At 70.0% G+C, this 11979-nt stretch carries 12 protein-coding genes; 5 read left to right on the top strand and 7 right to left on the bottom strand.

Features of this window, described 5'->3' with window-relative positions; translation table 11 throughout:
- Positions 1-131: 131 nt before the first annotated feature.
- A complete protein-coding gene (locus ACLQ26_RS07245) occupies positions 132-2411 on the bottom strand; it encodes a glycoside hydrolase family 44 protein (protein ID WP_425743692.1) in 2280 nt (759 codons plus the stop codon).
- A 254-nt stretch (positions 2412-2665) separates the two neighbouring features.
- On the opposite strand from ACLQ26_RS07245, the gene ACLQ26_RS07240 reads away from it, so the two are divergent.
- Together ACLQ26_RS07240 and ACLQ26_RS07235 are read left to right on the top strand one after the other, a co-directional pair.
- On the top strand, positions 2666-2869 hold the full coding sequence (locus tag ACLQ26_RS07240) for a ferredoxin (RefSeq protein ID WP_425743691.1): 204 nt from the start codon (positions 2666-2668) through the stop codon (positions 2867-2869).
- Positions 2870-3242: 373 nt separating this feature from the next.
- A complete protein-coding gene (locus ACLQ26_RS07235; RefSeq protein WP_425743690.1) occupies positions 3243-3572 on the top strand; it encodes a TraR/DksA family transcriptional regulator in 330 nt (109 codons plus the stop codon).
- A gap of 46 nt (positions 3573-3618) precedes the next feature.
- Here ACLQ26_RS07235 and ACLQ26_RS07230 read toward each other — a convergent pair whose 3' ends face one another.
- Together ACLQ26_RS07230 and ACLQ26_RS07225 are read right to left on the bottom strand one after the other, a co-directional pair.
- Positions 3619-3861 carry a potassium transporter TrkA gene (locus ACLQ26_RS07230; RefSeq protein WP_393295249.1) on the bottom strand — a complete coding sequence of 81 codons (243 nt, stop codon included), beginning with the start codon at positions 3859-3861 and terminating at the stop codon, positions 3619-3621.
- Between the two features lie 162 nt (positions 3862-4023).
- The gene (locus ACLQ26_RS07225) at positions 4024-4329 is read right to left on the bottom strand and encodes a hypothetical protein (RefSeq protein ID WP_425743689.1); all 306 of its coding nucleotides are present in this window, start codon (positions 4327-4329) and stop codon (positions 4024-4026) included.
- A gap of 210 nt (positions 4330-4539) precedes the next feature.
- Here ACLQ26_RS07225 and ACLQ26_RS07220 point away from each other — a divergent pair, with 210 nt between their 5' ends.
- Positions 4540-4809, top strand: a complete 270-nt coding sequence (locus tag ACLQ26_RS07220) for a hypothetical protein (RefSeq protein ID WP_425743688.1) — start codon at positions 4540-4542, stop codon at positions 4807-4809.
- 45 nt (positions 4810-4854) lie between these two features.
- Here the strand turns inward: ACLQ26_RS07220 and ACLQ26_RS07215 are convergent, their stop codons facing one another.
- Positions 4855-6120, bottom strand: coding sequence for a prolyl oligopeptidase family serine peptidase (locus ACLQ26_RS07215; protein WP_425743687.1), 1266 nt, complete (start codon positions 6118-6120; stop codon positions 4855-4857).
- 740 nt (positions 6121-6860) lie between these two features.
- Entirely contained in the window at positions 6861-7688 is an 828-nt protein-coding gene (locus ACLQ26_RS07210) for an SAM-dependent methyltransferase (protein WP_425743686.1), read from the bottom strand.
- 281 nt (positions 7689-7969) lie between these two features.
- Between ACLQ26_RS07210 and ACLQ26_RS07205 the strand changes: the two genes are divergently transcribed.
- Positions 7970-8140, top strand: coding sequence for a hypothetical protein (locus ACLQ26_RS07205; RefSeq protein WP_266250692.1), 171 nt, complete (start codon positions 7970-7972; stop codon positions 8138-8140).
- Between the two features lie 39 nt (positions 8141-8179).
- On the opposite strand, the gene ACLQ26_RS07200 is transcribed toward ACLQ26_RS07205, so the two are convergent.
- Both ACLQ26_RS07200 and ACLQ26_RS07195 read right to left on the bottom strand, forming a co-directional pair.
- Positions 8180-8569 carry a hypothetical protein gene (locus ACLQ26_RS07200; RefSeq protein ID WP_425743685.1) on the bottom strand — a complete coding sequence of 130 codons (390 nt, stop codon included), beginning with the start codon at positions 8567-8569 and terminating at the stop codon, positions 8180-8182.
- Between the two features lie 169 nt (positions 8570-8738).
- Entirely contained in the window at positions 8739-10499 is a 1761-nt protein-coding gene (locus ACLQ26_RS07195; protein ID WP_425743684.1) for a DUF1996 domain-containing protein, read from the bottom strand.
- 210 nt (positions 10500-10709) lie between these two features.
- Here ACLQ26_RS07195 and ACLQ26_RS07190 point away from each other — a divergent pair, with 210 nt between their 5' ends.
- The gene (locus tag ACLQ26_RS07190; protein ID WP_425743683.1) at positions 10710-11936 is read left to right on the top strand and encodes a cellulose binding domain-containing protein; all 1227 of its coding nucleotides are present in this window, start codon (positions 10710-10712) and stop codon (positions 11934-11936) included.
- The last annotated feature ends 43 nt before the right edge of the window (positions 11937-11979 follow it).

The raw sequence follows: 11979 nt of genomic DNA, 5'->3' as shown, positions 1-11979 counted from the left end.
CTCACTCGCGCGCGGGCCGGCGGGGGTATCCCGGGCCCGCCCGGGGGCCACCAGGGGGGGGGGGGCGCGGGCCGCCCCCGCCCCCCTCCCGTCTGCTCCGCCGGTGTGGTGCGGAGCAGGGGTCTCTCAGGTCACCCGCAGCGTTGACCGTTGAGGGTGAAGGCGGTTGGCGCGGGATTGGTGCCGCTCCACGTGCCGTTGAAGCCCACGCTTGTGGACGCGCCGGCGGCGAGTTTGCCGTTCCAGCTCATGCTGTCCGCGGTGACGGTCGTTCCGGTCTGTTTCCAGGTGGCCGACCAGCCCTGGTCGACCTTCTGGCCGGCGGTGGGGAAGTCGAAGGCGAGTTTCCAGCCGTCGATCGCGGTGGCGCCGGTGTTCTTGATCGTCACGGTCGTGGTGAAGCCGCCAGGCCAACTGTTCGCTGTGTAGCCGACCGTGCAGCCGCCGGTCGAGGCGGTGGGCGCGGTCCGCACGGCCAGGCCGGGCGAGGCCGTCGAGACGTTGCCCGCCGCGTCGCGGGCGGTCACCACGAAGGTGTACGGGGTGTCCGGCGTCAGCCCGGTCACGGTGTACGTCGTTCCGGTGGCGCTGCCCACCTTCACCGTGCCTGTGGTGTCGACCCGGTGCACGTCGTAACCGGCGACAGCGGTGTCGTCGGTGGACGGCGTCCAGCTCAGCGCGACGCTGTCGCCGGTGATCGTGCCGGCGGTCGGCTTGCCCGGGGCGGTCGGCGCCTGGGTGTCGCCGGGCGTGGTGTCGCGAGGCAGCACGAGGTGGGTGATCGAGTTGGCGGGGAAGGTGGTCGTGAGACCGCTGGCGGTCACCGGCAGGTCGGCTTCCCGGACGACGCCGGAGAGGTCCGCCCCGCTGTAACGGTAGACCTGAGCGGTGCTGGCGGAGACGCCGGTGAGGGCGACCGGGCTGGTCAGGTCGTCGCCGGTCTTGTTGACCACGACCAGGGTGAGCGCCTTGTCGGCGCTCCGCTCGGCGGCGTACACGGCCAGCTTGCCCTGGTCGGCGCTTGTCGCCTGGACGGAGGTCTCGCCGAACGCGCCGCCCTTGCCGTCGTAGTTACGGAAGATGCGGAAGGCGTTGGCCACCGGCTGGTCGGCCGTGGGCGCGGTCCAGAGGGTGGCCAGGTCGAGCCCCTCGCGGCCGAAGATGCCGAGTACGTCAGCCTGGGCGAGCGCGCCGTTGAGCGACCCGGTGCCGCCCCAGTTGTACTCGGTCATCGCGATCTTCGTGCCCGGGTAGTGCTTGTCGACCAGCTCACGCAGGCGCGGGATGTAGCGGACCGGACTGTTGATCCAGCTCTCGTCGACGTAGGTCGGGTCCCAGAGTTGGCGGGTCGAGCGCAGGCGCAGCGCCTGGGTGTTCGCGTCGCCGGCCGCCTCGCCCAACACTCCGGACTGCTGCGGGTAGAGGTGGACGTCGAAGTAGTCGAGGATGCGGGTGCCGTGCTGCTGCTCGTACTCGCGCATCCGGTCCAGGTACCACGGCCCGAGGTCCTGGCCGCCGTGAGCGGCCTTGTCCGGCGGGTTCGACCAGCAGCCGGTACGCGAGCAGGTGTCCTGGTCGAGGCCCGAATAGAGGATCGAGTTGAGGCCCCAGCCGACGGGACCGAGCGTCTTGGCGCCAGGGTCGGCAGCCTTGATCGCGGCGGCGTACTCGTAGGTGCGGTCACGTAGCTCGTCGTAGCCCAGCCCGGTCGGGCGGACGTCGCGGTGGGTGGAGTGCCACAGATCCGGCTCGTTGTCCAGGTTGTAGAACTGGACCCCGCCCTCGGCGGCGGTGCCGAACCGCGCCTTGAGGTGGTTGACGAAGTCGGTGGCGTACTCCGGACCGACGGCGACGCTGGTGTCCTCCGGATCGTTGCCGGTGATCAGTGACCCGTCCGGCTTCTTGCCGTTGCCGCAGTCCGGTGCCCAGGTGTCGGTGGACTCCTGCGGACCGTACTTGGCGACGCTGAAGCCGCACGCCCGCGACCGGTCCTTGGCGATCCAGCCGAGCATCGGCATTGTCATGACCGTGGCGGCGCCGGTGGCCTTGTTCTGCTGCACGAACCGGTCGGACTCCGAGCCCTCCGGGAGGTCCTCCGGACTCGGGTTGTCGTTGGGGATGTTCTCGAAGTACCAGTCCGACGCGCGGTTGGTGGTGTCGGCACGGAAGTTGTAGCGGGTGGTGGCGTTGCCGCCGTAGCGGTGCACGGGCAGCCGCAGGTCGCGGGCGAGGGCCTCGTCGGCGAAGTTCATGCCGTAGACGTACGGGCTGATCTGGTGGCGGGCCGAGGCGGTGTCCACGGCAAGGGCCGGGCCGGCCGCGGCCAGGGCGGGCTGCGGCAGGGCCAGACCGCCGAGGGCCGCGGCGAGCACGACGGGGAGTAGAGCGGTGGTGGTGGGACGCACGAGCATTCCTTCCTAATAGAAGCTCGACGATGGGAGCGCTTCCACAGCGTTGCGGTTTCCTGGCCCCGAGTCAACGCCGGAAGACTGGCCGTGGATCAGATCGATTCGATTCGGCGTGTGCAGCCTGGTCGTGCGGGCCGGGCCCTACCGTTCGGTGGCGGTGTCGAGGGCCGCAACGTCTGGTCCGGTCGAGCCGCCATACGTGGCGATCTTGTGCTCGGTCGCCGCCAGGGAGAGGGTCAGCCGCGGGACGCGCCGGGGTGGACGCGCGCCGCTGCATCGGCACGAGCATCTGCGCCGGTACCGCGCCCGAGCACTTCCGCCTGGTCGGCGGCCTGTCCGCGCCGCTGGTCGACGTCGTCGCTCCGACCGAGGCCACCCTCGCCGCCGCCGACTCGTGCCCGGTGGAGGCGATCACGGTCCGCGACGCCACCGACGGCCGGCTGATCGCGCCGCAGGAATGACCCGACAGCTCCGCCGTCAGGGCGGGGCGGCGAGGCGTGGATCTTGGTAGGAGTGCGGCCCCGGCGCAGGCGTTGGCATTGCTGCGGTCGCCGCCTATGGTTGGAGACATGTCTCCGGTGACGTTCCGCTCTCCTGCCGTCACCGGTGTGGCGGCAATCGGGGCTGCCTACGTGGCGACGGCGGCGTGCCGGATGGTCGGGATGCGGGTGCCGGTTGTCCGCGTGCTGAACGTCGCGCCTACGTCCCGGCTGTCGAGCCCGGCGCGAACCGGCCGAGGCCCCCCGCGGAATCGTTGCGTCACAAAACGACCGCCAGGGCGAAGCTATCAAGCTTCGGCCCTTTTCTTTTTTCCGTGAAAGGTAGAGGTAGACCATGAGCGTCGATCATCGAACTGTCGACCAGGGCTGGCTGGCTGATCTGCGAGCGTCCCTGGCGGAAGACTTTGCCACGCAGACGGCTCGGCTGCGGGAACTGACCGAGCTCAACGCGGACACCGGCGACCCGAGCGAGGCCCACAACCGCGCCGCACTGCTGATGGCCACCCGCCGCAACATCGAGCAGATCACCGGTGCGCTGAGCCGCATCAGCGACGGCACCTACGGGGCCTGCAAGAAGTGTCACCAGAACATCCCTGCCGAGCGGCTCGAAATCCTTCCGCACGCGCAGTTCTGTGTGTCCTGCCAGGCGAAGCACAACGGCTGACCCGCGGTGTGGCTGCCGTGCCGCGGTGGGCGCGGCAGCCAGGCCGTCACGCGGGAGATGACTCCGCCATCGTGACGACGTCCAGGATTCCCAGGAGTCCGGCAAGGGCCACGGCCTCGGAGCGGGTCAGGGTCAGAGAGCAGGTGGCGTCGGGGTCGTCGGGGGACTCGTAGACGAGATCTCGCCGGCCGCCCGGATGGTGCGTGACCACGCCCACGCGGCGGCCGTCAGCGGTGGTGAACATGTGGCGTACCCCGATACCGGGCAGCGGGGTCAGTTCGACAATCATGGGGACTCCAGCGGGCAAGGCGGCGGATGTGCCCAGCGGCTCGGCAGCGGCCCAGGCCGGCGAGCGTGGCCAGGCGACGTGCGGCGGCGCGGTGACAGCGCGGCCGGTCCTGGCTGAGCGCCGGGCGGTACGACGGGACGGGCGCGAGCCGGGGCGAGTGGGTCAGGCGAGGCCCCGCGCATGGCGCGGGGGAGCGCGATCCGCCGACCAGGCGGGCACACAACCGGGGATCGCCCGCCGTGCGGAACGGAACACGATGCACAGCCCGACCGACCGGGTGGCAGAGAGCACCAGTACGAGCACGGCAAGCAGCAGCATCGTCGGCAGCGGTGCTCGCTCGCCGATGCGCCGAAGGCTGCCTCGATCGTGCACGCCCAAACCATAGCCGTCGCCCAGAGTGTGGACCACATCCGCGTCGGGTGAACGGATGTCGCTCTCCTGGTGCGGTGGGCTGGAATGGGCCGCCACCTAGGAGCAGCGAGCGGAGACAGGTGGGCCGGGTCGTACTGAAAGAGCCAGCGGAACGGCCGACCCCGTCGCAGCACCGACCCCGTGGTTCCGGAAGCACCCGGAGCCACGGGGTTTCGCTGGTGGCGGCGGTACGGGTGCGGACGGGCTGTGGGGTGACATCCGGGACCGTGGGGAGCGGGTCGCCGGCGGTTCGCGGACAATGGGGCGATGAAGCGAGAGGCACGTCTGACACGGTTGACCGGGACGCGCGCCGACGGCGCGGTGGCGACGGGCGCGACGGCAACCGGGGCGCGGGCTACCGGGGCAGCGTCGCTCGGCGCTGTCGCCGCCGGGGCGTTGGCTGTCGGGGCCGTGGCCGTGGGGGTGTTGGTCATTGGGCGGCTGGTCATCCGTCGGGCGGTCATACGGGAGTTGCGCGTCGGCCGGTTGACGATCGACGAGCTGGTGGTGCACAGCCGACCCACTCCCGAGGGTTGACCCGCCCTCCCGACGGGTGGGGAAAGCGCAGGCGCACGTGGCGGATCACCGACGACGGCGGGCCATCCACTGCCAGATGTGGGTGCCGTTGCGGCTCGGATCGTTGCGGGCCACGTAGATCCAGGACCAGTGACCGGGGAACTGGTAGCCGTTCCAGACGACGTGGTCGTACAGGGTGATCAGTGATCCTCCGATGAGGTCGTGCGCGTGGATCGTGTTGGTCTCGGGTGGCACGGTGTCGTCGTCACGCGAGGCGACCAGCCAGGTCGGGGTGTGGATCCTCGCCAGCTCCGCGTCGGTGATCAGCGGTGGGCCCTGCCCGGTGAGAGGCTCGACGACGCCGCAGATCGGTACCGACGCGGCGAACAGGTCGGGATAGGCAACTGTCATCTCCAGGGACATGTAGCCACCGTTGCTGCAACCGACCACGTAGATCCGGTCGGGATCGACACGCCTGCGGCGTACGAGGTCCGAGACGATCTCGCGGATCAGCGGGGCGAACCGGGGGCCGTCCTCCATCCAGTACGAGGTGCTCTGCGGAGCCACCACGTACGCGCCGGAGAAGATCCGTTGTGCCTCCGGGGTGGCGAAGCCCAGCGCGCCGCGGTTGGCGCGCAGCGTGGTCTCGTTGTCGTAGTAGTCGTCGGGCAGTGAGGCGCCCTCGCCGGCGCCGTGCAGCCAGAGGATCAGCGGCAGTCGGCCGTGGCGGGGCGAACGCTGCGGGGCGTACAACCGGTACTTCAGGCCCGAGCCCGAGACGTGGTGGCTGAAGGCGTCCACCTCGGGATTCGACAGCCGCCCCTGCGCGAAGCGCGTGATGGTGACCGGCGGGCCGTGGCGCCGGACGAGTGGGGTGTTCTGCGTGATGGTGTAGACGAGGTTCAGCCGGACGTTGCGGCCCCTGCTCAGGATGTAGCCGAGGGTGCCGCCGCCGAGTTGGCCTTCGGCGTGGCTCAGCTCCAGCACGATGTTGCCGTGCCGGTCGACGCGGGCTGCGGTCACTGGGCGGTCCAGGTCGTACTCGCTGAAGATCTGGTCGCCGGGGGCGATCGGGATCGGGCTGGTGGCCCTGGCGTGCACGCTGAACGTGGCGGGGGTGAGCCCGGCGGAGTCGATCGGGCCGAGTCGGCCGGTGTCGAGGGTGACCGAGGTGACCTGCTCGCCGCCGTCGAGCGTTCTCGCGTCGAGGGTGAAGCTCACGCTGGTGGGGTGGTGGTCCCCGGCCTGTGCGGCAGGGCCGGGCAGCGCCAGGCCGACGGCGGCACCGGCGCCACCCGCCAGGACGCAGCGGCGAGTGACAGACGTGGACATGCGGGCCCCCGGACCTTGCCGGGTAGACGTTCGTCGATTGAATTTCAACCTAGCGTCGCGGAGATCCGCTGGCAACCGGTGCCGCCGTGGGTGATCAGGCGGTCAATCGACGTCGAACGGTGGCAGTCGCGGGAGTGGCATTGAACGAGTACGATGGCTGGTGCGTGAATCGATCGGAGCCGCAACTCCAACCGATTCGCCTGGGAGACGGAGGCCGTGCATGCCGCGACCTCCACTTGCTGGCCTGGTTCGCCGGGCTGGCCGGGGGCGGCCTCGATTTTCGGTCGTTGCCATTCGGGGCCGACCGAACTTCTAGGTCGCCCACACCCTCCCAGGGGATTGGATGGTGGTTCGATGATCGATCCACGTGGCACAACTGAACAGCCTGAGCAGAGTCACCTCCCGTTGCGGTGGGTTGTGATTCTGGCTGTCGGCACCGGCATGGGACTTCTGATCGGTTATGCGGCTGGTCCCGCCGCGGGTGTGACGGTGGGCGTCGCGACGATCGGTCTGCTTCACCGCGTCGTTCGTTAGCCCGGATCAGGATTGCCTGAATTGCTCAGGCACGAAGAGGGTTCGACCTGCTGCCCCGTGCCGGCCGAACCCGGATGGCCCTCGGCGATGCCGAGGGCCATCTTCGTGCCCGAGCCGGAGACGCAGTGGACGGTCAGACCGGGGCGCGTCGCCGCAGGCCGTGTGGTGTTACTGGCGGGCTACAGCACAGCGACGCGCAGACGGCCCTACGGTTTGCGGGCGAGGAGCCCGACGAAGGTGTGATAGGTGTCGGTCTGCTGCGGAGCGGCCGAGTCCGCCTCCGGACGCCACTCGGCCAGCGGCACCAGCCCCGGCTCCAGCAGCGTCAGCCCGTCGACGAACGAGAGGATCTCCTCGTCGGTACGCCAGCGGCCGGTGCCCAGCGACTCGTTGAAGACCCGCTCGACCTCGCGGGCCTTGCGGGAGCCCTCCGGGTCCCGCTCACCGGGGTCGCGGAAGTGCGAGATCGCCACGTAGCTGCCGGAGGGCAGCGCGTCGATCAGTTCCGCCGCCACCGCTCGCGGATCCTCGTCGTCACCGAGGTGGTGCAGGATCGCGAAGAGCAACAGGCCGACCGGCCTGTCGAAGTCGAGGAATCGGCGTACGTCGGGATGGTGGAGGATTTCCTGCGGTGCCCGAACGTCTGCCTGGATCACCGTTGCGGTGCCCTCGGCAGCGAGGAGAGCCCGCCCGTGTGTCAGGACAATCGGATCGTTGTCCACATAGACCACCTGAGCGGCCGGGTTCTGCTCGGTGGCGACCTCGTGCACGTTGCCCTGGGTGGGCAACCCCGATCCGATGTCGAGGAACTGGTCGATGCCTGCCTCGGTGACAAGGAAACGAATCACGCGACGCAGGAAGGCCCGGTTCGCCTGGCCGGCCGCCGGCCCGTCCGGCGTGATGCGCAGGGCGTGCTCGGCGACCTTTCGGTCGGCCTCGAAGTTGTCCTTGCCGCCCAGGAAGAAGTCATAGACCCGGGCCACGCTGGGAATGTTGGGGTCGATGCCGGGGGGTGCCGCCATGTCTCGGGTCACAGGCGTCTCCATTCGATCGGGACGGGCGCAGGTTGAGGTCTGCGAGCGGTGCCGGGTTGCGGGCGAGTCTAGCGATCGGACGGGTGGAATTCCGCCCCGCTGGTATCGCTCCCAGCGAATCGCCCGCATCCGTAACGCCGGGCCTGGCGAGCTGACCGTGGCCGATGCCGGCGGCTCCGAAATCGAGCCGCGCGCCCGGGGCCGCCGAGGGGGCCGGCGCCCCGGTGTCGCGGCAACCGCCTCGACAGGCGGCGGCAGCTGTCGTGCTGAATACTTCCCCGATGACCAATCCTGAACTCGATCCGGACGTCTATCCACCCCTCGATCCTCGCGAGCCCGTTCCGGAGACCGCCGAAGAGCTGCTTCCCGGTACGCCGAACGAACTGCCGGACGCGCCGACCGAACCGATGCCCGACGACGGCGAGCCCGGCGGCGTGCCCGAGCCGGCGTGACAGTCGTCCGGCTGCGCTGACCCCGCCGCCGGGGCGGGGTCAGCAGCTGCGCGGCTGCCAGCTCACCTTCGTCACGTACATGGGTACGTACAGGTCACCACTTCCGCCGGGTCGCGCGCAGATCGTCCCGGTGAGCGGCGTCCCGAGATAGTTGAAGGACCAGGTGATCTCGGCGTTCCGGGATGTGCCGTTGTAGAAGTTGAAGGCCGGGGCGTAGCCGGACCACTCGCTGTTGGTCAACACGGACGGAGTCTCGACCGGCCCCTCCGGCGGGTGGTTCCAGTTTGGCCAGATGCAGAGCATGCTCTGCGGGCAGTTCCCCTGGCCCCAGCCGCCGTCTGCCGCCTGGCTGGTCGCGGCCGAGGCGGCGGGGGCGGTGGCCAGCACACCGACGACGGACGCGGCTACGGCGATGGTCTTCCACAGCATGGTTCACCCACTCTAAATAGACGTCTGTGAATGGCAATAAGCTACTGCGGGAAAGTTGAGACGTCAAGTACCTGGGTGGGCCCGCCTCGGGTGGGTGACAGCAGGTCAGAGGCCGGTCGGACACCGTCCGGCCGGCCTCTTCGCTGCCCAACATCTCCCGCTCAGGGCGTCAGGAGCAGTTCTTGCCCTTGTTGATGCAGGCGGCGATGCGCTGCATGGTCTGGGCGGAGTTGACGTTGACGAAGTCGTTGTGGTCGGAGAAGGGGTTGTGGTTCTCCTCGGGGAAGGAGTCGAGGGCGTACTGGCCCTTGACCTGTACACCGCGGGGGATGTCATAGGCCACCGTGATCCGCAGTTGCGGAATCGCCTGGAAGCCCTGCGGACATGCGCCGGTGGCCTTGTCGGCGAACGCGACGTGGTTGCGGTGGTTGTCGCTGTCGATGTTCCTGCCGTCCCAGCAGCCGGGGAAGTCGTGCACGCGCTGCACCCTGCTGCCGGCGGGGCAGATCGGGTACTTGTCGGAGAGCCGGTCGGTGAAACCCGAACAGGTCCAGGTGGCTCGGGCGTTGGCCGGCCCACGGCTGGTGGGCTTGGCGTCGCCGGTGAGGGCCCGGAGGAACTTCGGCATCGGCACCACCTTGCTGACCGGATTGCCGCGGTACTCGATCAGCACCTGCGCGGGGCGGACGATGCCGCCGGTGTTGCCGGGCAGTTCGAGGTTGGGACCCTGCGGATCGGGGAGCGCGGCGGCGGTGGTGGGCGCGCTGCTCGGTGTCGCCGGGGCGGCGGGGGACTGGTCCAGCGTGCAGGCGGCGAGCGCTCCGAGCCCCTGCGGACGGGGGGCCTGCCGTCCGATCGCGATGGCGATCCGGTCGAGCACGGCCGCCCGCTTGGCGCGCAGCGGTCCGAGGATGGCGTTGTCCACGAAGGCCGGGCCGCCCTGGCCACGGCTGGTGACCAGGCGTTCGTTGGCCTCGGAGACCTGCCGGTCGAGGTCGTCGAGGGCGCGGTTCACCTCGGCGAGCGCCCGGTCGGGTACGCCCGGCAACCTGTCCCGCACGGCGGGGCACTGAATACGCGGATTCGCCGCTCGGGCCGCCTCGACGCTCGTGCGGTGGGCGCTGCCGGGCATCCGGGCGTGCATGTCGTCGTAGCTGATGTCGCAGTCGACAAGCGAGACCAGGCCAGGCTGGTTGCCGCCGGCGGTGGTGATCGTGGCGCTGATCTCCTTGATCAGCGCGGCGCGGCGGGCCCGCAGCGAGTCGATGACCTCGCGGTTGAACGCGGCGTCGATGCGGCCCCGGGTGGCGGTCATGCGCTGGTTCGCTGCGGCCTGCTGGCGATCCAGTTCCGTGAGCAGACGGTCGACGGTGCTGCGGGCCCGGATGGGGACCGCCCGCAGCCGCTTGCCGACGGAGGGGCAGACGACCATCGGTTGGGTCTGGGCGAGAGCTTGCTTGACCTGGTTGCCACTGCGGACGGCCTTGTCGATGCGCACCACCGGCCAGAAGTAGGACGACTTGTCGCCGTTGCGGCAGGTGGTGCCCGAGGCGTCCAGGTCGGCGTTGGAGGAGTTCGCGGTGATGGCCAGGTTGCCGACGAAGTCGTGGACGTGTTCGGCGCCGTTGCGGATGCCGGGCTGGGCCACCGGATTGTCCGGACTGAACTTGCCGTTGCCGTTCGTGCCGCAGTCAACTGTGAACCGGCCGGTCGACGCGCCGGCGGCCGGTCGCGGGTTCTGCACGTTCGGCGGCACCTTCTCGATCGCCACGAACTGATCCAGGCTGGTGGCGGCGTCCGCGGTGCCCCGGCCGCCACCGGAGACGAAGGTGGCGGTGAGCCCACCGGTGGCCACCAGCACGAGCGCGGCCATGGCGAGCCTGGCCGGTCGGGTATGGACCAGCGCGGGCCCGATCGTTCTGCGCTTCATCGGAATCTCCTCAAAGCCGGAAACGGCTGTCCCCCACCGGTACGGCCCGGTCAACCGTCAACGGTCAACGGTCGCCGGGGACGTCATGGTTCGGTAAGAAGTCCCGGCGCCGGAGTGGCGGCACGACGACGATCCGTCGGAATTGGCCGATCGCTGGCCGAGGCGTGAGACATGTTGGCGATCATCGATGTGTTGCGTCATCGTCGACGTATGACAGGCGTCTTCTCGTCCTCGCTGTTCCGCCGTCTGCGACCGGGCCTGCTGGCCGCCGTCGTGGTGTCGACGGCGGTGCTCGGATCCGCTCTGAGCGTCGCGCCGGCGGCCGATGCCGGCACCGCGGCGCCCGCCGCGTATCCGGGGGTCGCCCCGGCGCCCGGTGGGGCCGCCGTGTCCGTCGTGGAGCCGACCGCGACCGCGGCGCCGCCGACGGGGCCCGGCACGCCGAACACCTCGCCCGGCCCGCCGACCAGCCCGCCCGGCACACCGAACACCTCGCCCTTCCCGCCGAGCGCGCCCACGAACCTGGCCGCCACCGAGGTACGGACCGGGTCGGTCACCCTCACCTGGACGGCCGCCAGGCCGGGCTGTTGCGCCGTCACCGGCTACGACATCACGTACTACCAGGCGTTCGACGACGTGATCTACAGCGCCAGCGTCGGGGCCGTCACCACCACCACGATCAGCAACTACATCCAGCCGGGCCGGCAGTACTCGTTCCGGGTGGCCGCTCGGGACAGCCTCGGACACCTCTCGACGTGGACGGACGCGCTGACCGTGGTCACCCCGACGACGGACACTGGGTCGGACACCACACCGCCGAGCGCCCCGCAGAACCTGACCGTCGGCGAGGTGACCGCCTCGACCGTCACGCTGTCCTGGTCGCCGTCGACCGACAACGTCGGCGTGCTCGGGTACAACGTCTACCAGTTCGACGGCTGGTTCAGCTCGAGAGTGATCGCCACCGTGTCGGGAACGACGTACACGGCGTCGCTACCCCCGTCGACGCCGCTGCGCAGCCTGTTCTACGTGCGGGCCCGGGACGCGGTGGGCAACCTGTCGATCGCGTCGAACACGGTCGCTCTGCCCACGACGTCCACCCCGCCGCCCCCGCCGCCCTCGACCTGCCAGGTGACGTATCGGAACCAGTCCGAGTGGCAGGGCGGTTTCGTGGCCACGGTGACGGTCCAGAACACGGGGACGGCACCGATCGACGGCTGGATCGTCACCTTCACCTTCACCGGAGACCAGCAGGTCACCTCAGGGTGGAACGCCACCGTCAGCCAGAGCGGTAAGACCGTCACCGCCCGTAACGTCGACTGGAACCGCGTCCTCGCGCCGAACGGCTCCGCGAGCTTCGGCATCCAGGGCCGGTGGAGCACCAACGACACGCCGCCGACCGGCTTCTCGCTGAACGGCGCACCCTGCACCGTGGGCTGAGCGCGGTCCGCCGGTCGCCGGTCGCGTCTCGCCGCCTGTCAGA

This window comes from Micromonospora sp. DT43 (genome assembly GCF_049841645.1).
Taxonomy (GTDB): domain Bacteria; phylum Actinomycetota; class Actinomycetes; order Mycobacteriales; family Micromonosporaceae; genus Micromonospora.
This window is presented reverse-complemented; position numbering and strand designations above follow the sequence as displayed.